The sequence below is a fragment of the Caballeronia sp. INML3B genome (genome assembly GCF_023631305.1).
Lineage (GTDB): Bacteria > Pseudomonadota > Gammaproteobacteria > Burkholderiales > Burkholderiaceae > Caballeronia > Caballeronia turbans.
On sequence record NZ_JALQDI010000015.1, the window covers coordinates 63,943 to 83,733 of the forward strand.

Here is a 19,791-nt window from a genome sequence, read left to right on the forward strand (position 1 = left end):
GTCATTGCATGATCGATACGAAGACTTCATTCGATCGCGAAGCAGCGGGCGCAGCGAACAAAGCGCGCCCGCTGTTTTTCATTGCCGACCTGCATCTCTCGGAAGCGATTCCGAAAACGGTCGCCGCCTTCGAGCATTTCATCGAGGTCACGGCGAACGACGCGGACTCCGTTTTCATTCTCGGCGACCTGTTCGAGTTCTGGATCGGCGACGACATTCTCGACGGTCCCGCGACCGACGCGCGCGCCGACTTCGCGCGCCGCATGACGCGCCTCATGCACACGCTGTCCGAACGCGGCATCGGTCTCTATGTGATGCACGGCAATCGCGATTTCCTGCTGGGCAAGCGCTTCATGAAAGATGCGGGCGCATTGCCCCTGCCCGACCCCTTCGTGATCACCGCGTTCGGCAAGCGCATCGTGCTCGCGCACGGCGACGGTCTGTGCACGGCGGATCGCGCGTATCAGGGCTTTCGCGCGTTCGCGCGCAACAGGTTCGCGCAGCGCCTTTTTCTGGCGTTGCCGCTCGACACGCGCCTGGGAATAGGCCAGCGCATGCGCACGAAGAGCGAAGGCTCGCGCATGACCGGCATCAAGGCCAAATACGACGTGACCAGGAAGGCGGTGTCCGAACTCTTCATCAAGAGCCGCACGAATACGCTGATTCACGGCCACACACATCGTCCGGCGATGCATCGCGAAGTCGAGGGCGTGCGCTGGGTCTTGCCCGACTGGGAGCTGGACGCCAACACGCCGCGCGGCGGCTATCTCCGTCTCGACGACGAAGGCGTGCGCGCGCTGCCGCTCTAGTAGCGCCCTATCGCTCCAGCGAAGCGGCGCGCTCTTCCGCCGTCTTGCCGTCCATCGACGTACACAGACGCTTGAGATCGACGAGCGCGGCGCCATCGACGGCATTGAGCGCTTCCACGCGCGCGCCGAGCCGCTCGAGCGCCGCGACGATGTCGTCGATGCGCTGCGTCTGCGTCGACGCGTGATCGATCAGGCCGTGGATGGCGAGCGAGACCGGATCGTCCGCGTTCGGTGTGATGCCGTAAGCGCAGAAACCTTCGTGCTTCGTTTCCTTCGGCCTGGAAACCGCCGGCATCACGATGCGCGCCGGATTGCCCACCGCCGTGCCGCCCGCCGGCACCGGCTTCACGACCACCGCGTTCGAGCCGATCTTCGCATCCGCGCCGATAGTAAAGCCGCCGAGCACTTTTGCGCCCGCGCCGACGATCACGCCGCGCTCGAGCGTCGGATGGCGCTTCGCGCCGCGCGTGAGTGAGGTGCCGCCGAGCGTCACGCCCTGATAGATCGTGCAGTCGTCGCCAATTTCAGCGGTCTCGCCGATCACCACGCCCATGCCGTGATCGATGAACACGCGCCGCCCGAGCGTCGCGCCCGGATGAATCTCGATGCCCGTAAGAAAGCGCGCAAGCTGCGACACGAAGCGCGCGAGCCAGCGCCATTGCGCCCGCCAGCACGCGTTTGCTACACGATGCAGGACGATCGCGTGCAGCCCGGGATAACAGGTGACGACCTCCCACGCGCTGCGGGCGGCGGGATCGCGCTCGCGGATGGCGGCAATGTCTTCGCGAAGTCGGTCGAACATGGCGATATCTCGATTGTGGGAAGGGGGCGCGCGGACGTTCGTGCAGTGCAAGGCCTTAAGCACGGAACACGCAAAGCTTATATCGGCTGTCGCGGTTTTTTGCCGATTGTAGGGCGAGCGCGGAGAGTTCGCTCGATGCCCCCGATGGCAGCGCGGTCGCTGCTATCGGTCAGATCAGAGCACGCGCGTTCTAGTCTTTGTTCGCGTGCAGGAGGATGTGCTTTGCCATTCCGCGCAGGATATTCACCTCTTCGCGCTCCAGCCCCGCGCGCGCGAAGAGCCGCCGCACGCGCGACATCAGCTTCTTCGGATTGTCCGGATCGAGGAACTCGAGCGCGACGAGCGCCTCTTCGAGATGCGCGTACATGCCTTCGATTTCATCGCTCGACGCACTCTGCCCCGACGATTCGGCGACGGCGAGCGCACGCGCCGGCGCCTGAAACGCGAGCCGCAGCTCGTAAGCGAGCACCTGGACGGCCTGCGCGAGATTGAGCGAACTGTAGGCGGGGTTGGCAGGAATATGCGCAAGCGCGCTGCAGCGCTCGACATCCGCGTTCGACAGGCCCGTGCGCTCGTTGCCGAACACGAGCGCGATGTCGCCCTGGCGCACGAACTCATGCGCGCGCCCGGCAAGCGCGCGCGGGGGCATCTGCGGCGGACCGTATTCGCGCATGCGTGCCGTGAGCGCGACGGACCAGTGCACGCCCACGAGCGCGTCGGCGAGCGTATCGACGACGTGGGCGGACGCGAGGACGTCATCGGCGCCGGAGGCCATCGCGATGGCTTCGGGCTCGTTCTTGACGCCGGCGATGCGCGGCGCGACGAGCACGAGGCGCGCGAAGCCCATCGTCTTCAACGCGCGCGCGGCGGCGCCGACATTGCCCGGATGACTCGGCTCGACGAGGATGAAGCGCGTGGAGGTGAAGCCGCCTGCGGGCGCGGAAAGTTCGTTGGGTTCCAAGGCGCGATGTCTGCTGATGTGCGAACCCGCTATGTTAACGCGCTTTGCAGAACCGGCGAAATCGCGCGGCCACTTTCGGGTAAAATGGCCCCTTCGCGCGCCGCGAACGGTTTTTTCATCGAGTCGAACCTTCGCGCGAACGCACCGCTCTTATTCAATTCGTCTTTCGTCGACATAGTCGTTGTCGCCAACTTTTCCGCCCGCGCGCATCCGTTCACATGAGCGCGCGGCGGTCAGAGGATTTCGCTCATGCATCCGATGCTCAACATCGCTGTCAAGGCCGCACGCCGCGCCGGACAGATCATCAATCGCGCGTCGCTCGATCTGGATCGCATCCAGGTCAGCAAGAAACAGCACAACGACTTCGTGACGGAAGTCGACAAGGCGTCCGAAGCCGCCATCATCGAGACACTGCACACTGCCTATCCCGATCACTCCATCCTCGCCGAAGAATCCGGCGAAACGGATCGCGAGTCGGAGTTCCAGTGGATCATCGATCCGCTCGACGGCACGACCAACTTCATCCACGGCTTTCCGTACTATTGCGTGTCGATCGCGCTCGCGCACAAGGGCGTCGTGCAGCAGGCGGTCATCTACGATCCGACGCGCAACGACCTCTTCACCGCATCGCGCGGCCGCGGCGCGTATCTGAACGAACGGCGCATTCGCGTCGGCAAGCTGGATCGTCTGTCGGACGCGCTCATCGGCACGGGCTTTCCGTTCCGCGACGGCCAGGGCCTCAACGGCTACATGCGCCTCTTCAGCGAAATGACGCTGTCGTGCGCGGGCCTGCGCCGTCCGGGCGCCGCCGCGCTCGACCTCGCGAACGTCGCGGCCGGGCGTCTCGACGGCTTCTTCGAGCAAGGCATCCATCCGTGGGACGTGGCCGCGGGCAGCCTGATCGTGACCGAAGCGGGCGGGCTCGTCGGCAACTACACCGGCGAATCGGATTTCCTGTTCAAGAACGAGATCGTCGCCGCCAATCCGAAGGTGTACGCGCAGATGGTCAAGATTCTCGACATGTATTCGCGCACGCGTCTGACCGGCGAATAAGCGCATCGGCGGGGCGCGCCTTGCGCCCCGTCGTTTCCCTCCTCTCGCGCCCCGGGCGCGCCGCCTGCTCTGCAACGAATGCAGGGCTCCGTTACAGTGCAAACTTTGCCCTCGTGTCCGCACCGGCGATGCGCGCTTTTTCCCCGTCTGCCCCGCTCTTGCGCCGCGCGCCGCGCCACACGTCACGCCAGCTCATGAAGAAAGGCTTCTACACGATCATCGCCGCGCAGTTCGTCTCCTCGCTCGCCGACAATGCGCTCCTGATCGCCGCGATCGCGATGCTCGCCGTCGTGCATTCGGCGCCGTGGGTCACACCGCTTCTGCAAATCTTCTTCACGATTTCGTATGTGGTGCTCGCACCGTTCGTGGGCGCATTCGCCGATGCCATCCAGAAGCGCCACGTCATGTTCGTCTCGAACGCGCTCAAGGCGGCCGGCTGCGCGATGATGATCGCAGGCGTCCATCCGATGCTCGCATATGGCGTCGTCGGTCTCGGCGCGGCCGCTTATTCGCCTGCGAAGTACGGCATTCTCACCGAGCTGCTGCCGCCGCAGAAGCTGATCGCGGCGAACGCGTGGCTCGAATCCGCGACGGTCGGCTCGACGATCCTCGGCACCGTGATCGGCGGCGCGCTCGTGAGTCAGGTCGTCGCGCGCTGGGTTACGCATGCGCATTTGCCGCTCGTGAATACCGCCGCGCACGCCGCGCTTTTCGCCGTGATGGTGATCTATGCGTCGGCGGCCGTCATCAACGTGTTCATTCCCGACACCGGCGCGCGTTATCCAAACCTTTTGACGGAGCCGACGAGGCTCGTCCACGATTTTTCGTATTGCTTCAAGGTGCTGTGGAAAGACAAGCTCGGGCAGATCGCGCTGTGGGTCACGACGCTGCTCTGGGGCTCGGCCGTCACACTTCAGTTGCTCGTGCTCAAATGGGCCGACGCGAATCTGGGCCTGTCGCTCTCGAAAGCCGCCATCCTGCAGGGCGTGACAGGCCTGGGCATCGCGCTGGGGGCGGCGGCGGCGGCCGCGTGGATCATGCTGCGCCAGTCGCTCAAAGTGTTGCCCGTGGGCGTGCTCATCGGCGCGGTGGCGGTCGCGATGGCGTTCTATAACAAGGACCTGTTCCCGGCAGACTCGGGCGTGCATATCGGCCCGTGGTTCGCGCCGGCGTACATCCTGATGGCGTATCCGCTGATGATCGCGCTCGGCAGCTTGTCCGGCTTTTTCATCGTGCCCATGAACGCGATCCTGCAGCATCGCGGCGCGACGTTGCTGTCCGCCGGACATTCCATCGCGGTGCAGAACTTCAATCAGAATATCGCCGTGCTCGCGATGCTCGGCACCTACGCGCTGCTCTTGACGATCAATGTGCCGGTGCAATGGATCATCGTCGTATTCGGTCTGTTCGTGTGTCTGATGATGGCGCTCGCGATGCGCCGTCACACGCAGAACGAGCGCGATACGGATCTCATCGCGCTGGTCGAGGAATGAACCTTGCTGCATCGTATATTCTGGGTTCATACCCCGGCGCCGCGGAGGAGGAAGAAGGGAGGGAACGCGCACGTCCGGGGCGAAGTCGTAAAGCTGTAGGCGCGCAGGGATTTCCGCACAAGACGTGACGACAGTGACGACAGGAAGGCGGACCCGGCGACATTCATTCGGCAACGTCAATAAAGGAGCATGAAATGGGATTGTTCACACGTTCGACGCTCGACAGCAAGATCAATGGCGCAGCCGATCTCGGCCAGCGCGCGGTGCGCGGTGCGAGTGACGCGGTCGATTCGGCCAGCGGCCAGTTGCGCAGTCTGCTCGACGATCTGGAAAGCTCGATCCAGAACGCCAAGGACATCGACGCGGACAAGCTGCGCAAGGAGTTGCAATCGAAGCTCAAAATCGCGCGTTCGCAGATGAACGGCGCGGGCGGCGCCATCACCGGCAAGCTGAACGATGCCGCCGGTTACGCCGACGAATTCGTCCATGACAAGCCGTGGCACACGCTCGGCGCGGTGGCCGGCCTCGCGTTGCTCATCGGTTATCTCGCCGGGCGCGCGTGAAGCGCTGCGGCTTCGTCTGAATCTGCCGCCGGAACGGTCTCGCGATTGTTCCGGCGGCATGCGCTGTTCTCGCGATAGGCGTGAGGGCACGATGTAATTGCCCGCAGCAACAGTCCATTGGCCATCTGGCCGAATCGCCGTCTTCCCGCGACAGGTTAAACTCTTGCCCTATCGGCTGATTGGCGGCCGGTGCACGTCGCGTCCGGCCGTTTGGTCGTTCCGGCTTTCACAGCACGCAAGATGGGCAATCACACGGCATCCCCCGACACCTCCACCGACACCGCGCCGCTCGCGGATCTGTCCCAGCACACGCCGATGATGCAGCAGTACCTGCGCATCAAGGCGGAGCATCCCGGCACGCTCGTTTTCTACCGGATGGGCGATTTCTACGAGCTTTTCTTCGATGACGCCGAAAAGGCCGCGCGCCTGCTCGATCTCACGCTCACGCAGCGCGGCGCGTCGGGCGGCAATCCGATCAAAATGGCGGGCGTTCCGCATCACGCATGCGAGCAATATCTCGCGAAGCTCGTGAAGCTCGGCGAGTCGGTTGCGATTTGCGAACAGATCGGCGATCCGGCGACCTCGAAGGGGCCGGTCGAGCGCAAGGTCGTGCGCGTCGTCACGCCGGGCACGCTGACCGACGCGGCCCTGCTCTCGGACAAGAGTGACGTCTATCTGTTGGCGCTCTGCCCTGCGCACAATCGTCGCGGCGTCGTCACGAGCGTCGGTCTCGCGTGGCTCAATCTCGCGAGCGGCGCATTGCGCCTCGCGGAAGTCGCGCCGGGACAAGTCAGCACGGCGCTCGAGCGCATTCGTCCGGCCGAAACGCTCATCGCGGATTCGATCACCGACGTCCCGGCATCGCTCGGCGTGACGAATCCCGGTGCGACCACGCGCGTTCCGGCATGGCACTTCGATGTCGGGTCGGGCACGCAGCGCTTGCGCGAGCAGCTCGACGTCGCGAGCCTCGACGGCTTCGGCGCGCAAACCCTCACCTGCGCGTGCGGCGCGGCTGGCGCGCTGCTGCTCTACGCTGCGGCGACTCAAGGTCAGCAGTTGCGTCACGTGCGCAGCCTGAAGGTCGAATACGAATCGGAATACATCGGGCTCGATCCCGCCACGCGGCGCAATCTGGAACTCACGGAGACGCTGCGGGGCACCGAGTCGCCCACCCTCTTCTCGCTGCTCGACACCTGCTGCACGACGATGGGCAGCCGTCTGCTGCGCCACTGGCTGCATCATCCGCCGCGCGATGCATCGATCGCGCAGGCGCGCCAGCAAGCGATCGGCGCATTGCTCGACGCGCCCACGACCGGCGGTCTCGACACCCTGCGCGGCGCGCTGCGCAAGATCTCGGACATCGAGCGCATCACGGGCCGTCTCGCGTTGCTGTCGGCGCGGCCACGCGATCTGTCGAGCCTGCGCGATACCTTCGCCGCGCTGCCAGACCTGCGCGCGCTCGTCGCGAGCCTCGCCGCGCACACGCCGGCGCTGGAGCGCATCGCCGCCGAGCTGGAGCCGCCGCACGAGTGTCTCGATCTTCTGACGAACGCCATCGCGACCGAGCCCGCCGCATTGATTCGCGACGGCGGCGTGATCGCGCGCGGTTACGATCCGGATCTCGATGAACTGCGCGATATTTCGGAGAACTGCGATCAGTTCCTGATCGACCTCGAAGCGCGCGAGCGCACGCGCACGGGCATTGCGAATCTGCGCGTCGAATACAACAAGGTGCATGGCTTCTACATCGAAGTCACGCGCGGGCAGACCGACAAGGTTCCGGACGACTACCGCCGCCGTCAGACGCTCAAGAACGCCGAGCGCTACATCACGCCAGAATTGAAGGCTTTCGAGGACAAAGCGCTGTCCGCTCAAGAGCGCGCCCTCGCCCGAGAACGCGCGCTGTACGACGCGCTGCTGCAGACTCTGCTGCCATTCATCGGGGATTGCCAGCGCGTCGCAAGCGCGCTCGCGGAACTCGATCTCCTGTGCGCGTTTGCCGAACGCGCCCGCGCGCTCGACTGGGTCGCGCCGGAATTCACCGCCGATGCGGGCATCGATATCGAACAGGGCCGGCATCCGGTCGTCGAGGCGCAGGTCGAGCAGTTCATCGCCAACGATTGTTGCCTGAGTCAGGACCGGAAGCTCCTGCTCATCACAGGCCCGAACATGGGCGGCAAATCGACCTTCATGCGTCAGACCGCGCTGATCGCGTTGATGGCTTACGTCGGCAGTTACGTGCCCGCGAAACGCGCGCGTTTCGGCGCCCTCGACCGCATCTTCACCCGCATCGGCGCGGCCGACGATCTCGCGGGCGGCCGCTCGACTTTCATGGTCGAGATGACCGAAGCGGCGGCGATCCTCAACGACTCGAGCGCATCGAGCCTCGTGCTGATGGACGAGATCGGGCGCGGCACCTCGACCTTCGACGGCCTCGCGCTCGCGTGGGCGATCGCGCGGCATCTGCTCACGCACAACGGCTGTTACACGCTCTTCGCGACGCACTACTTCGAGCTTACGCAACTGCCCGCGGAGTTCGCCCAGGCGGCGAACGTGCATCTGTCGGCGGTCGAGCACGATCATGGCATCGTGTTCCTGCACGCGGTGAGCGAAGGTCCGGCCAATCAGAGCTACGGTCTGCAGGTCGCGCAACTCGCGGGCGTGCCGGCGGCGGTGATTCGCGCGGCGCGCAAGCATCTCGTGCATCTGGAACAGCAATCGGCCAGCCAGCCCGCTGCACAGTTCGATCTGTTCGCGAGCCAGCCGTATACGCCGTATGGAGACGACGATCCGCCCCACGAAGAGCTGGAGAAGACCGAAGCGCCGGAACATCCGGTGATGGACAAGCTGCGCGCGCTCGATCCGAACGATCTGCGCCCGCGCGAAGCGCTCGATCTGCTCTACGAACTGCATGAACTGGCGAATCGACCGCCGGATGCATCGCGTTGAGCGTGGCGCTCCGCGCGTCGAGCGCAACGCCGCGGCGCGCCTGACAAGCGCCGTGACGATCGCGGTCGCGCTCGCATGCGGCGCGATCGCGCATGCGCACGCCGAGGGAAACGCGCCGCTCGGCTTCGCCGTGATTTCCGATGCCCTCACCCGCCCCGCCGACGAAGCACCCGTGCGCCGCATGCTCGATGCGATCGGGCGCGACGGCAGCATCGCGTTCATCGTCTACGACGGCAACTTCAAGGGCAGCACCGAGCCGTGTCGCGACAGCATCTATCAGTCGCGGCACGACCTGCTGGACGCGTCGCGCACGCCAGTCGTGCTGTTGCTCGGCCAGCACGACTGGGCCGATTGCGGCCTCGCGCATGCGGGCGCTTACGACCCGGTCGAACGGCTCGATTTCGTGCGTCAGCTCTTCTTCACGGATGCCAGTTCGCTTGGACAAAGCCCGCTCACACTGTCGCGCGAGAGCGACCTCGCGCGCTTTCGCACGTTCCGCGAAATCGTGCGCTGGCAGGCGCAAGGCATCGCGTTCATCGGGCTGAATGTGCCGAGCCCGAACAATCACTATCTGACCGCGGGGGGACGCAACGGCGAGTTCGAAGACCGCGCCGTCGCGACGAGCTTCTGGCTGGAACATGCGGCGGAATCGGCGCGACGCTCCGAGATGCGCGCGCTCGTGATCGTGCTTCAGGCCGATCCTGACTTCTCTCGCTACGAGCGGCGCGAACGCTTTGCATGGCTGCACTTCTCGCGCTCGAACCAGCCGCGCGATGGCTTCCTCGAACTGAAGCGCAGTCTCGTGAAGGCGGCGGAAAGTTTTCGCGGACCGGTCATCGTGATCCACGGCACCGATGCGCCGGAGCCGAACGGCTTTCATATCGACCAGCCATTGCGCAACGACAAGGGCTTGATCGTCACGAATCTCACGCGCGTCGCGCTCGCGTTCAGAAAGCCGCAATCGCAATGGCTCGAAGTACAAAGCGATGCGCAATGGCATCCGCCGTTTCGACTGCGCGTGCGCGATGTGAAGGACACCCGTACGCGAGAATCGAACGCGCCGCCGCCCGGAGCGCCCGCGCAGCCGAGCGAGCCTTATGCACCTTATCCGGCGCCCTATCCCGCACCGCAACCCGCGTTGCCGGAATCGGCGCCGCCTGCGCTGCCGCGCAACGATCTGCCGGAGTCGCTGCCCCCGCCGCCTTCGATGCCGCTACCTGCGTCCGGTCTGCCGCCGATCCTGACGCCGCCGCAGTCCTTGCCGCCGATCTATCCGGTACCTGCATCGGGCGTGCAAAACGGCGCGAGCGGACAATAAAAAAAGCGCAGCCGAAGCTGCGCTTTCCTGAGCGGTCGACGCGCTCAATGCAGCGTCGGACCTGCATCCTTGCGCGGCTCGCCGTCATCGTCGTCTTCATCTTCGTCGATGACGTGCAGGCCGTCCGCGCCATGCGCGTGCTGATGCTGAATCTCGTCATCCGTCGCCGTGCGTACTTCCTGCACCGACAACGAGAAACGCAGCGCCATGCCCGCGAGCGGATGATTGCCGTCGAGCACGACTTTGTCTTCGGCGACGTCGGTCACGGTATAGATCAGCGAGTCGACGTCGTCATCGCCGTCTTCGGGCGTGCCCTCGAACTGCATGCCCACTTCCAGCGGCTCGGGAAAACGGCTGCGCTCTTCGACCTTCACGAGTTCCGGATCGTACTCGCCGAACGCATCCTGCGGTTCGAGCTGAATGAGCGTTTCATAGCCCGCCTCGTGACCGTCGAGCGCTTCCTCGATCTTGGGGAACGTGCCATCATAGCCGCCGTGCAGATAGACCATCGGCTCGTCGCTCTCCTCGATCAGATTGCCTTGCGCATCCGATAGCTTGTAAGCGACCGAAACGACAGTGTCTTTCGCAATTTTCATTGGATCCTCCAAGATACAAGCCTCGATTATACGATGCCCAAGCGGCCCCAAGACGCAACACCATCCCCGGTTTCCGGCCTTCCCGCGCGTGCTCGCGCGCCTTTGCCAGACGAACTCACACCCCTGTTGGGCAACCGTACGCCGCGACAGTTCATGCGGCGTTACTGGCAGAAAAAGCCCCTTCTGATCCGGCAGGCCATTCCCGATATTACGGCGCCGCTGGCACGCGACGAACTGTTCGAGCTCGCCGATCTCGACGACGTCGAGTCGCGTCTCATCACACATTTTCGCAACACCTGGAATCTGGAGCACGGCCCGTTCGCGCCTGACGAATTGCCCCCGGTGAAGAAACGCGAGTGGACGCTGCTCGTGCAGGGCGTGAATCTGCACGACGATCGCGCGCACGCGTTGATGAACCGGTTCCGTTTCATTCCGGACGCGCGTCTCGACGACATGATGATCTCGTATGCGACCGATGGCGGCGGTGTCGGACCGCACTTCGACTCCTATGATGTCTTTCTGCTCCAGGTGCATGGCAAGCGGCGCTGGCGCATCGGGGCGCAGCGCGACCTTTCGCTAAAACCCGGACTGCCGTTGAAAGTTTTACAGCACTTCGAGCCCGAGGAGGAATGGGTGCTGGAGCCCGGCGACATGCTCTATCTGCCGCCGCATATCGCGCACGACGGCATCGCGGAAGGCGAATGCATGACGGCGTCGATCGGCTTTCGCGCGCCCTCCACGCACGAACTCACGGCGCAGTTTCTCTATCACCTCGCCGAGCGCATGGGCGACGCCTCGGATGGCCCTAAAGGGAACGCGCGCTATCGCGATCCGGCGCAGGAGCCCGTGTCGAGTCCGGCGGCGCTGCCCGCCCTGCTCGTCGACCGTGTTGGCGCGATCCTTGCGAACGTCAACTGGAACGAAAAGGACATCGCGGCGTTTTTAGGCACGTATTTGAGCGAGCCGAAAGCGAATGTCGTATTCGACCCGCCCGAGCGCGCGTTGAATGAGCAAAAATTTGTGGAAAGAGCCAAAAAGACGGGCGTCAGGCTAGATAGAAAGACTATTTTGCTCTATGACGCGCGGTCATTTTTCGTAAATGGTGAAGCCGCAATGTTGTCGTCCAGGCTTAAAAAGTGGCTCCCCGAATTGGCCGATGCTCGCTGTCTGGAAGCGAAACGCTTTGTAACACTTACAGACGAATCGTCAATGACAGCGCTGCTGCACGAATGGTATTGTGCGGGCTGGCTCCGGATGGGTGCTTTGCCTTGACAGGCTTGCCTTCACGAGACTTCCTGATACGCTGCGGATGCTAGAATTTTGCTGTTCCGCAATATGAAAGTTTGTATGAGAAAGACAACGTATCGTCCCCTGATTTATCGACGGTCGTTACGAAAGTGCCTATAATTTCCGGCCAAGCCGTAGGAAGTCTCACACAAAAAAGAATTGTGAGTCTCCACAGCGGCCCAGGTCGGTGTTGGAGCACACATTACCGGTACTTTGCGCTGTTGCTTACCTTTAACCATAAAAGGACGTGATCATGAAGAAATCCCTCCTCGTAGCATCCCTGTTGGCTGCTGTTGCTCTGGCTGCATGCAACAAGTCTAGCGAAACGGCTGCTCCGAGCGCTGCAAGCGATACGTCGGCTGCTTCGGCTCCGGCTGCTGCTGCTTCGGACGCAAACGCTGCTGCATCGAGCGCTTCGGCCGCTGCAAGCGACGCAGCTTCGGCTGCTGGCGCAGCTTCGGACGCTGCCGCTTCGGCTGCCGCTCCGGCATCGGGCGCAAGCCAGTAAGGCGGTTGGCGCACGCCGCAGGCCGCTCGATGCGGTCCTGCAAACAAAAAAACCGGCTCTTGGGCCGGTTTTTTTGTATCTGCATTCTGCGCCGATGCGCGCGCAGCGCGTCGCGTTATTTATCTAGAGCGTGAGCCAGTCGAAACCTTCCGCCTGGGTCGCGACGACGATATCGACCGCAGACGCGCCCAGCACGGCCGCAAGCGCAGCTTGCGCAAGATGCGGCAGATTATTTTGCTGGCTAAGGTGAGCGGCCACGAGATGACGCAGCCTGGAACGGTCGAGCGATGCGAGAATGGCCGCCGCCGCTTCATTGTTCAGGTGCCCGTGCGTTCCGCCGATGCGCGCCTTCAGCGAAGGCGGATAGCGGCTCGCGGCGAGCATCTCGACATCGTGATTCGATTCGAGCACGAGCGCGTCACAGCCGCTCAGCACGTTCGTGATATGCGGCGTGGAGACGCCGACATCCGTCAGCACGCCGAGACGGCAAGCGCCGTCGGAGAAGACATATTGCAGCGGCTCGCGGGCATCGTGAGGCACGGTGTACGGCATCACGTTCAGATCGCCGATCGCGACGCTTTCATCGCCCCAGAGCACGTTCAATTCGACGTTGGCTTCGTCGGCGCCGATCGCGCGCGCCGTGCCCCAGCTCATGTGCAGCGGAATGGACCACCGGCGCGCGAGCGTCAACGCGCTGCCGATATGATCCGTGTGCTCGTGCGTGATGACGATGGCGTCCAGATCCTCGGCGCGGCAGTTCAGGCGCGCGAGGCGGCGCTCGACTTCCTTGCCGGAGAATCCGCAATCGAGCAGCACGCGCGTCGTGGTCGCGCCGCTCGACGCCTCGACGAGCAATGCATTGCCCTCGCTGCCGCTGCCGAGACTGGCGAATCTCACAATGAACTCATCATCGACTGACTAACGCGTTCGTCTAGTTCAACTGAGCATGCAGCAACGACACGATACGCTGCGCATCGGACGAGGTGTCCGGCTGGCCATTCGCATCGACGACACCGACTTGCGTGACCGACTCTGCCTTCGGCCTCACGTTGACGAGGAACTGTCGCGTCGGCTTTGGCGTGTTGCCCGAAAAGAACTTGCCGAAGAGACCGTCCTTCTTCAGCTCCGCCATGGAGTCCGAAAAATGGACGTAGTAGATGCCCTTGTCGCGATCGCGATTGTCGACCGTGAAGTTCGTGCGATCGAGCGCGAGGCCCACGCGCAGCCATGCGCGATCGAACGGCTCGGCGAGGTCGAGCGTGGAACCGCCCGCGCTTTGATCCACGGCCACCTTCGCCCCCGACGGACGCGCCTGTGCCATCAGCTTTTGCGACTGCGCTTCGGTCAGGCCGAATTTCTGCATCAGCTTCGTGAGCACCGCGGCTTCGAGCGCCGGATTGCGCGGACGCGCCTCCCAGCGCGATGAGGTCTTGTCCTGGCCCGTCAGCACTTCTTCCATCGCGCTGTGCGTGATGGAGATATCCGTCGAGCCGTCGGACGCGCGGTCGACTTGTGTGCGGAACATGTCGCGCGTCCCGGACGAGTACGCGAAATCGAGCAGCTTGCCCACGCTGTTTCTGAACCAGTCGTTCGGAATGTTCGCGCGGTTCTCCGCCCAATCGGTCGCCATGATGCCGGTCTGCGGCGCATCGGTCTTGAGCGTGAAGCCGTTCTCTTCCCAGAACTCCTTCAGCGGTCCCCAGATCTGATCGGGCGAGCGGCCATCGACGACGAGCCAGCGGCGATCGCCGTCGCTCTCGATGTGCATGCCGAACGGATCCTGCGCGTTCGGCACGCCGAGCGTCGGGTTGCCGGCCGGCGTGACCGAACGCTCGGCGGCGCCGCCGAGCGAGTTGATCTTCGGCGGCGCGGCATAGCGCTGGCTGATGTCGGCCGTGGTCAGGTCGGACGGAACCGTGAGCGACGGCGCGGTTTCGGCAGCCTTGTAGTTGACGCGATCCGGCGCGAGCCAGTCGTTGAGCGTGTCGCAACCCGCAAGCGAGAAGAGCGCGCCGGCGCCGAGCGACAGCACGCTCACACGTTTGGCATGAGTAAGAAGAGCGGAAAATTTCATGAGGTCCTTCTTTGCTGCTGATGACGCATTGCCTCGCGCCGAACCCGGTCTAGCCGAGCGGCTCAGCGAAGCCAATGTCGAGGCCAATGAGCGGCGGTTGATGACTGAAGGTGTGGTTCATTTCGATCACCTGCGGCGGCGCGGCCTTTCGATTCTTTGTGACTTGGCGCGCCGCCACGTGTGATCAGGCAAGAAGCCCGGCGTCGCGCAACGCGTCACGCACCACGTCGTGATAACGCGCGTCGAGCGGCGTGAGCGGCAGACGGATGCCGCCTTCCATGCGGCCGAGCGCTTGCAGCGCCCACTTGGCCGGAATCGGATTCGATTCGCAGAAGAGTTGCTTGTGCAGCGACAGCAGCTTCAGATGGATGCGGCGCGCGGTGATCGCATCGCCTTCGATCGCGGCGCGGCAGAGCTGGCTCATTTCCTTCGGCGCGACATTGGCCGTCACCGAGATATTGCCGTGGCCGCCCAGAAGCATCAGCGCGATGGCCGTGGGATCGTCGCCGCTGAAAATCGAGAAGTTCGCCGGCGCGTGCTTGATCAGATGCGCCGCGCGATCGATATTGCCCGTCGCTTCCTTCACGCCGATGATGCCCGGCACTTCGGCGAGGCGCAGGATCGTCTCGTTGCTCATGTCGGCAACGGTGCGGCCCGGCACGTTGTAGAGGAGCACCGGCAGATCGACCGCTTCCGCGATGGTGCGGAAATGGCGGTACATGCCTTCCTGCGTCGGCTTGTTGTAATACGGCACGACTTGCAGCGTGGCGTCGGCGCCGACTTTCTTCGCGTGCTTCGAGAGTTCGATGGCCTCGGCCGTCGAATTGCCGCCCGCGCCCGCGATGATCGGGAAACGCTTCGCCGTGTGCTCGACGGCCGTCTGGATCATCAGAATGTGCTCTTCGACCGACAAGGTGGCCGATTCGCCGCTGGTGCCGACCACGACGAGACCGTTCGAGCCTTGCTCGACGTGCCAGTCGATCAGTTTTCGAAACGCCGGCAGATCAAGACTACCGTCCTCGTGCATCGGTGTGACGATGGCAGGGATGCTGCCGCGGATCTGGATGCCGCCGTGTGTTCCGTTTGTCATGAAACTCTATGAATTTAATCGTGAATTTAATCGCAAAAAGCGATATTACGCGATTGTAGCGGATTAGCCGCCGAGCGCGTAACGCGGCGGACCCGAGGGTGTGTTACCAATCGTGAGCGCGTTTTCCGCCCACCCTTTCGCTGACTGCGCTTCACGAACCGCGCAAATTCGCTGCACATAGGCAGGACGCGGGACGTCGGTGAATCCGTCCTCGTAGGCGATCACGCGCAGACGCCCTCTCACTACTTCGAGCAATTCGCCGGGTTCGAGCAGAAACGCGGGATTCGACGGCTTGCCGATACTGCCATTGCCGGCCGCGAAGGTCTCGTAGATCAGCACGCCGCCGGGTGCGAGCGCATCGATGAAGTGCCCGAACAGCGGGCGATGCAGGTAATTCGTGACCACGATTGCGTCGAACGTTCGGTCGTCCGGCAGCGGCCAGCGCGCATTTTCGATGTCGGCCGTAAGCGTCTCGATGCGCGGTATGGCGGACATCGAAACGAGCGCGTCGGCATCGCGGTCGATGGCCAGAACCGAAAAGCCGCGCGCCGCGAACCAGCGCGTGTGTCGGCCGCTGCCCGCAGCGACGTCGAGCACCGCGCCGGCGGGCGCGACGAGATGCGCCCAGCGCACGACCCACGGACTCGGCACGCCTTCCATCAGCTGTAGGACAGGCCCATCGCCTCGCGCACGTCGCGCATCGTCTCCGTGGCGAATTTGCGCGCCTTGTCGCAGCCGTCCGCGACGATCGCGCGCAACAGCGACGGGTCGTCCATGTACTTTTGCGCGCGCTCGAGCATCGGCTGCTGCTCGCGCAGAATGCCTTCGATCACCGGCTGCTTGCATTCCAGGCAGCCAATGCCCGCGCTACGGCAGCCCTTCTGCACCCATTCGTGCGTCTTTTCGTCCGTATAGACCTGATGCAGCTGCCACACCGGGCACTTGTCGGGATCGCCCGGATCGGTGCGCCGCACGCGCGCCGGGTCGGTCGGCATCCTGCGGACCTTCTGCTCGATGGTCGCGGCATCCTCGCGCAAACCGATGGTATTGCCATAGGATTTCGACATCTTCTGCCCGTCGAGCCCTGGCATGCGGGACGCTTCGGTCAGCAGCACCTGCGGCTCGACGAGAATGATCTTGCGCGAACCTTCCAGATAACCGAACAGCCGCTCGCGGTCGCTCATCGACAGACTCTGCGATTCCTGCAGCATCGCGCGCGCTTGCTCGAGCGCTTCGTCGTCGCCTTCCTGCTGATACGCGACGCGCAACTCGTGATAGAGCTTCGCGCGCTTGCCGCCGAGCTTCTTCGCGGCTTCCATCGCCTTTTCCTCGAAGCCCGGCTCGCGGCCGTACAGGTAGTTGAAGCGGCGCGCGATCTCGCGCGTCATCTCGACGTGCGGCACCTGATCCTCACCGACCGGGACGAGCGACGCGCGATACAGGAGGATGTCCGCCGCCATCAGCACCGGATAGCCGAGGAAGCCGTAGGTCGACAGATCCTTCTCGCGCAGCTTCTCGATCTGCTCCTTATAGGTCGGCACGCGTTCGAGCCAGCCGAGCGGCGTGCCCATGCCGAGCAGCAGCGACAGTTCGGCATGCTCGGGCACACGGCTTTGGATGAAAAGCGTCGCCTGCGCCGGATCGATGCCTGATGCCAGCCAGTCGATGAGCACCTCCCACACGTTTTTCTCGATGACCTCGGGCGTCTCGTAGTGCGTCGTGAGCGCGTGCCAGTCGACCACCGCGAAGAAGCACGGGTACTCGGACTGCAGCCGCACCCAGTTTTTCAGCACGCCGTGATAGTGGCCGAGGTGCAGCGACCCGGTGGGCCGCATGCCGGAGAAGATACGGTCTGGGAACATGATGTTATGGGAATAGTGAAGCAAGGGGATTCAGAATAGCCGACACCGCCGTGTAACCGACGTTCACGAGCGGCCCGAGCCAGTAGCGCGTCAGCACGCCGGTCACGACAAGCGCCATCACGATGAAGAAGCCGTACGGCTCGAGCTTCGAGAACGCGATCGACGCGCGCACCGGCAGGAGCGCCATGACGACGCGGCCGCCGTCGAGCGGCGGCAACGGGAAAAGATTCAGCACGCCGAGCACGAGATTCACGCCGACGCCCGCGGCCGCCATGCGCGTGAAGAACAGTTCGTCGACGTGAAAAGCCGCGAGCATTACCGCGATCACGCCCCAAATGAGCGCCTGCACGAAGTTGCTGCCCGGGCCGGCCGCGGCGACCCACAGGCTGCCCCAGCGCGGATTGCGCAGGTTGCCGAACGCGACCGGCACAGGCTTCGCGTAACCGAACATGAACGCGCCGCTCGTCACGAAGTACAGGACGATCGGAATCAGGATCGTGCCGATCGGATCGATATGGCGCATCGGGTTCATGGAAACGCGGCCCAGAACGTAGGCCGTGTTGTCGCCGAGCAAGCGCGCGGCATAGCCATGCGCGGCCTCGTGCAGCGTGATTGCGAAGATCACGGGGAGCGCGTAAACCGCGATGGTCTGTATCAGGGAAGGGTCCATGGGGCGCTATTGTATCAAGCGGGCAGGTCCGATCCGACGCGCACGACGGCGCCGGGCGCGCACTATTTCGCCCATGATGTGCGAAAACGCTTAATCGGGTCGTAGGCCCGTGTGCGCTACTGCGCGGCGCTTACGCCGTGAGCCCGAACGGTTCGAGACTGCCTCTCCCCGCGCGCACGAGCACTGACTCCCCCGATGAAAGGTCGATCACCGTCGACGGCTCCGCCGGACACGCACCGGCATCGATCACGAGCTCGACCTGCTTTTCCAGGCGCTCGCGAATTTCCTCCGCGTCGTTGAGCGGCTCGGTGTCGGGCGGCAGGATCAGCGTCGAGGCGAGAAGCGGCTCGCCGAGCGCCTCCAGCAGCGCAAGCGTGATCGCGTGGTCCGGCACGCGCAGCCCGATCGTTTTGCGTGACGGGTGCGACAGCCGGCGCGGCACTTCCTTGGTCGCCTGCAGTACGAACACGTAAGGCCCCGGCGTCACCGACTTGATGAGGCGGTACTGCTGGTTGTCGACCATCGCGAAGTTCGAGAGCTCGGAAAGATCGCGCACGAGCAGCGACAGCAACTGCTTGTCGTCGATGCCGCGAATGCGTCGCAATCGCTCGACGGCGTCCTTGTCGTCGAGATGGCATCCGAGCGCGTAGCTCGAATCCGTTGGCAACGCGACGACGCCGCCGTCCTTGATGATCTGCACGGCCTGATTGATGAGCCGCGGCTGCGGATTGTCCGGATGAATGCGAAAGAATTGAGACATGGCGACGCCTTATTGTTTCGATCGTTATCGCGAATGCCCAGGCGCGGCGCGGATCACGCGCGAGCGCGCCTGACGCGATGTGCGTGCGGAAAATTACCGTTGATGCAAAGACCGTGCGCGTAGGGCCGGAACGACGCGCGCCAGGGAAACGCTAGAGCCAGCGTTCCCAGACGGGCGTGAGATCGTCAGGCAGCGGCGGAAGGCGGCCTAGATCGACGCGCCCTTCGCCCGCGCCGTGAAAGTCCGAGCCGCGCGACGCCTCAAAGCCGTAGCGGCGCGCAACGTCGGCGTATTCGCGGTACTGGTCGGGCGTGTGGCTGCCCGTCACCACCTCGATCGCATGGCCGCCGAGCTGGATGAATTCGTCGAAGAGCGCGGCGAATTCGACCGGCGTGTAATCGTAACGCCCCGGATGCGCGATGATCGGCTCACCGCCCGCATCCTTGATCCATTTGACGGCATCCGCGAGCTTCGCCCAGCGATGCCCGACGAAGCCCGGCTTGCCGTCGCCGAGATAGCGCGTGAACACGTCCGCGGTGGACTGCGCGTAACCCGCCTCCACCAGATACCGCGCGAAGTGCGTGCGCGAAATCATGTCGGGATCGTCGGTGAAGCGCAGCGCGCCCTTGTAGCAATCCGGAATGCCGATCGCCGCGAGCGCCTCGCCGATCGCCACACCGCGCGCCGCGCGCCCGTTGCGCGTGCATTCGAGCCCGGCAAGCAGCGCCTCGTTGTCCGGATCGACGTTCATGCCGACGATGTGCACCGTGCGCGACGCCCACGTCACCGAGATCTCGACGCCCGGCAGGTAGCCCATTCCGAGCGCCTCGGCGGCCTTGCGCGCTTCCTTCTGCCCGCCGAGCTGATCGTGATCCGTGAGCGACCACAGCGTCACGCCGTTCGCATGCGCGCGCTGCGCAACTTCGGCGGGCGCGAACTGGCCGTCGGACACGGTGGAGTGGCAATGCAGATCGGCGTTCATTTTCGGCTCTGGGG

Annotated in this window: 20 protein-coding genes; 9 read left to right on the forward strand and 11 right to left on the reverse strand. The window is 64.1% G+C overall.

The features are described from left to right. The first annotated feature begins 8 nt into the window (after positions 1–8). Positions 9–809, forward strand: a complete 801-nt coding sequence (locus NCS58_RS09405) for a UDP-2,3-diacylglucosamine diphosphatase (protein WP_061119643.1) — start codon at positions 9–11, stop codon at positions 807–809. 7 nt (positions 810–816) lie between these two features. On the opposite strand, the gene cysE is transcribed toward NCS58_RS09405, so the two are convergent. Continuing rightward, positions 817–1,611, reverse strand: a complete 795-nt coding sequence (gene cysE, locus NCS58_RS09410) for a serine O-acetyltransferase (protein WP_061119644.1) — start codon at positions 1,609–1,611, stop codon at positions 817–819. Between the two features lie 190 nt (positions 1,612–1,801). Next, the gene (locus tag NCS58_RS09415; RefSeq protein WP_061119645.1) at positions 1,802–2,572 is read right to left on the reverse strand and encodes an RNA methyltransferase; all 771 of its coding nucleotides are present in this window, start codon (positions 2,570–2,572) and stop codon (positions 1,802–1,804) included. 249 nt (positions 2,573–2,821) lie between these two features. Here NCS58_RS09415 and NCS58_RS09420 point away from each other — a divergent pair, with 249 nt between their 5' ends. From NCS58_RS09420 to NCS58_RS09440, 5 genes are all read left to right on the forward strand, one after another. After that, the gene (locus NCS58_RS09420; RefSeq protein ID WP_061119646.1) at positions 2,822–3,625 is read left to right on the forward strand and encodes an inositol monophosphatase family protein; all 804 of its coding nucleotides are present in this window, start codon (positions 2,822–2,824) and stop codon (positions 3,623–3,625) included. A 194-nt stretch (positions 3,626–3,819) separates the two neighbouring features. Beyond that, entirely contained in the window at positions 3,820–5,118 is a 1,299-nt protein-coding gene (gene lplT, locus NCS58_RS09425) for a lysophospholipid transporter LplT (RefSeq protein ID WP_250538295.1), read from the forward strand. 194 nt (positions 5,119–5,312) lie between these two features. Then, entirely contained in the window at positions 5,313–5,681 is a 369-nt protein-coding gene (locus NCS58_RS09430) for a YqjD family protein (RefSeq protein WP_061119647.1), read from the forward strand. A gap of 240 nt (positions 5,682–5,921) precedes the next feature. After that, entirely contained in the window at positions 5,922–8,630 is a 2,709-nt protein-coding gene (gene mutS / locus NCS58_RS09435; protein WP_250476812.1) for a DNA mismatch repair protein MutS, read from the forward strand. Continuing rightward, positions 8,593–9,948, forward strand: coding sequence for a hypothetical protein (locus NCS58_RS09440; RefSeq protein WP_250538297.1), 1,356 nt, complete (start codon positions 8,593–8,595; stop codon positions 9,946–9,948). The genes mutS and NCS58_RS09440 overlap by 38 nt, the downstream gene beginning before the upstream one ends. Before the next feature lie 44 nt (positions 9,949–9,992). On the opposite strand, the gene NCS58_RS09445 is transcribed toward NCS58_RS09440, so the two are convergent. Further along, complete coding sequence (locus NCS58_RS09445; protein ID WP_061119649.1) at positions 9,993–10,544, reverse strand: peptidylprolyl isomerase; 552 nt, start codon at positions 10,542–10,544, stop codon at positions 9,993–9,995. Between the two features lie 33 nt (positions 10,545–10,577). On the opposite strand from NCS58_RS09445, the gene NCS58_RS09450 reads away from it, so the two are divergent. Continuing rightward, the gene (locus tag NCS58_RS09450) at positions 10,578–11,816 is read left to right on the forward strand and encodes a cupin domain-containing protein (protein WP_250538299.1); all 1,239 of its coding nucleotides are present in this window, start codon (positions 10,578–10,580) and stop codon (positions 11,814–11,816) included. Positions 11,817–12,084: 268 nt separating this feature from the next. After that, entirely contained in the window at positions 12,085–12,339 is a 255-nt protein-coding gene (locus NCS58_RS09455; RefSeq protein ID WP_074168913.1) for a hypothetical protein, read from the forward strand. 123 nt (positions 12,340–12,462) lie between these two features. Here the strand turns inward: NCS58_RS09455 and NCS58_RS09460 are convergent, their stop codons facing one another. Then, entirely contained in the window at positions 12,463–13,236 is a 774-nt protein-coding gene (locus NCS58_RS09460; protein ID WP_061119652.1) for an MBL fold metallo-hydrolase, read from the reverse strand. A gap of 34 nt (positions 13,237–13,270) precedes the next feature. Then, the gene (gene bamC, locus NCS58_RS09465) at positions 13,271–14,413 is read right to left on the reverse strand and encodes an outer membrane protein assembly factor BamC (protein WP_250490103.1); all 1,143 of its coding nucleotides are present in this window, start codon (positions 14,411–14,413) and stop codon (positions 13,271–13,273) included. On the opposite strand from bamC, the gene NCS58_RS09470 reads away from it, so the two are divergent. After that, positions 14,412–14,597, forward strand: a complete 186-nt coding sequence (locus tag NCS58_RS09470; protein ID WP_143756369.1) for a hypothetical protein — start codon at positions 14,412–14,414, stop codon at positions 14,595–14,597. The genes bamC and NCS58_RS09470 overlap by 2 nt on opposite strands. On the opposite strand, the gene dapA is transcribed toward NCS58_RS09470, so the two are convergent. The 6 genes from dapA to NCS58_RS09500 all read right to left on the reverse strand — a co-directional run bounded on the left by dapA (position 14,598) and on the right by NCS58_RS09500 (position 19,777). Further along, positions 14,598–15,503 (reverse strand): 4-hydroxy-tetrahydrodipicolinate synthase, encoded by a 906-nt coding sequence (gene dapA, locus NCS58_RS09475; protein WP_061119654.1) that lies wholly within the window; start codon positions 15,501–15,503, stop codon positions 14,598–14,600. A gap of 63 nt (positions 15,504–15,566) precedes the next feature. Then, complete coding sequence (locus tag NCS58_RS09480; protein ID WP_250476816.1) at positions 15,567–16,163, reverse strand: bifunctional 2-polyprenyl-6-hydroxyphenol methylase/3-demethylubiquinol 3-O-methyltransferase UbiG; 597 nt, start codon at positions 16,161–16,163, stop codon at positions 15,567–15,569. Further along, positions 16,163–17,365 carry a tryptophan--tRNA ligase gene (locus tag NCS58_RS09485; protein WP_061119656.1) on the reverse strand — a complete coding sequence of 401 codons (1,203 nt, stop codon included), beginning with the start codon at positions 17,363–17,365 and terminating at the stop codon, positions 16,163–16,165. Before NCS58_RS09485 ends, NCS58_RS09480 begins: the two co-directional genes overlap by 1 nt. Before the next feature lie 4 nt (positions 17,366–17,369). Further along, positions 17,370–18,035, reverse strand: a complete 666-nt coding sequence (locus NCS58_RS09490) for a site-2 protease family protein (protein WP_061119657.1) — start codon at positions 18,033–18,035, stop codon at positions 17,370–17,372. A gap of 130 nt (positions 18,036–18,165) precedes the next feature. Then, positions 18,166–18,795 carry an L-threonylcarbamoyladenylate synthase gene (locus tag NCS58_RS09495; protein WP_250538301.1) on the reverse strand — a complete coding sequence of 210 codons (630 nt, stop codon included), beginning with the start codon at positions 18,793–18,795 and terminating at the stop codon, positions 18,166–18,168. A gap of 151 nt (positions 18,796–18,946) precedes the next feature. Continuing rightward, on the reverse strand, positions 18,947–19,777 hold the full coding sequence (locus NCS58_RS09500) for a 3',5'-nucleoside bisphosphate phosphatase (RefSeq protein WP_061119659.1): 831 nt from the start codon (positions 19,775–19,777) through the stop codon (positions 18,947–18,949). Positions 19,778–19,791: the final 14 nt, after the last annotated feature.

Bases quoted from the DNA above. Each gene is read 5' to 3' on its own strand.
- NCS58_RS09405 (WP_061119643.1), top strand. From the start codon at position 9: ATGATCGATACGAAGACTTCATTCGATCGCGAAGCAGCGGGCGCAGCG.
- cysE (WP_061119644.1), bottom strand. From the start codon at position 1,611: ATGTTCGACCGACTTCGCGAAGACATTGCCGCCATCCGCGAGCGCGAT.
- NCS58_RS09420 (WP_061119646.1), top strand. From the start codon at position 2,822: ATGCATCCGATGCTCAACATCGCTGTCAAGGCCGCACGCCGCGCCGGA.
- lplT (WP_250538295.1), top strand. From the start codon at position 3,820: ATGAAGAAAGGCTTCTACACGATCATCGCCGCGCAGTTCGTCTCCTCG.
- NCS58_RS09430 (WP_061119647.1), top strand. From the start codon at position 5,313: ATGGGATTGTTCACACGTTCGACGCTCGACAGCAAGATCAATGGCGCA.
- mutS (WP_250476812.1), top strand. From the start codon at position 5,922: ATGGGCAATCACACGGCATCCCCCGACACCTCCACCGACACCGCGCCG.
- NCS58_RS09440 (WP_250538297.1), top strand. From the start codon at position 8,593: ATGAACTGGCGAATCGACCGCCGGATGCATCGCGTTGAGCGTGGCGCT.
- NCS58_RS09445 (WP_061119649.1), bottom strand. From the start codon at position 10,544: ATGAAAATTGCGAAAGACACTGTCGTTTCGGTCGCTTACAAGCTATCG.
- NCS58_RS09450 (WP_250538299.1), top strand. From the start codon at position 10,578: ATGCCCAAGCGGCCCCAAGACGCAACACCATCCCCGGTTTCCGGCCTT.
- NCS58_RS09455 (WP_074168913.1), top strand. From the start codon at position 12,085: ATGAAGAAATCCCTCCTCGTAGCATCCCTGTTGGCTGCTGTTGCTCTG.
- NCS58_RS09470 (WP_143756369.1), top strand. From the start codon at position 14,412: ATGAGGTCCTTCTTTGCTGCTGATGACGCATTGCCTCGCGCCGAACCC.
- bamC (WP_250490103.1), bottom strand. From the start codon at position 14,413: ATGAAATTTTCCGCTCTTCTTACTCATGCCAAACGTGTGAGCGTGCTG.
- dapA (WP_061119654.1), bottom strand. From the start codon at position 15,503: ATGACAAACGGAACACACGGCGGCATCCAGATCCGCGGCAGCATCCCT.
- NCS58_RS09480 (WP_250476816.1), bottom strand. From the start codon at position 16,163: ATGGAAGGCGTGCCGAGTCCGTGGGTCGTGCGCTGGGCGCATCTCGTC.
- NCS58_RS09485 (WP_061119656.1), bottom strand. From the start codon at position 17,365: ATGTTCCCAGACCGTATCTTCTCCGGCATGCGGCCCACCGGGTCGCTG.
- NCS58_RS09490 (WP_061119657.1), bottom strand. From the start codon at position 18,035: ATGGACCCTTCCCTGATACAGACCATCGCGGTTTACGCGCTCCCCGTG.
- NCS58_RS09495 (WP_250538301.1), bottom strand. From the start codon at position 18,795: ATGTCTCAATTCTTTCGCATTCATCCGGACAATCCGCAGCCGCGGCTC.
- NCS58_RS09500 (WP_061119659.1), bottom strand. From the start codon at position 19,777: ATGAACGCCGATCTGCATTGCCACTCCACCGTGTCCGACGGCCAGTTC.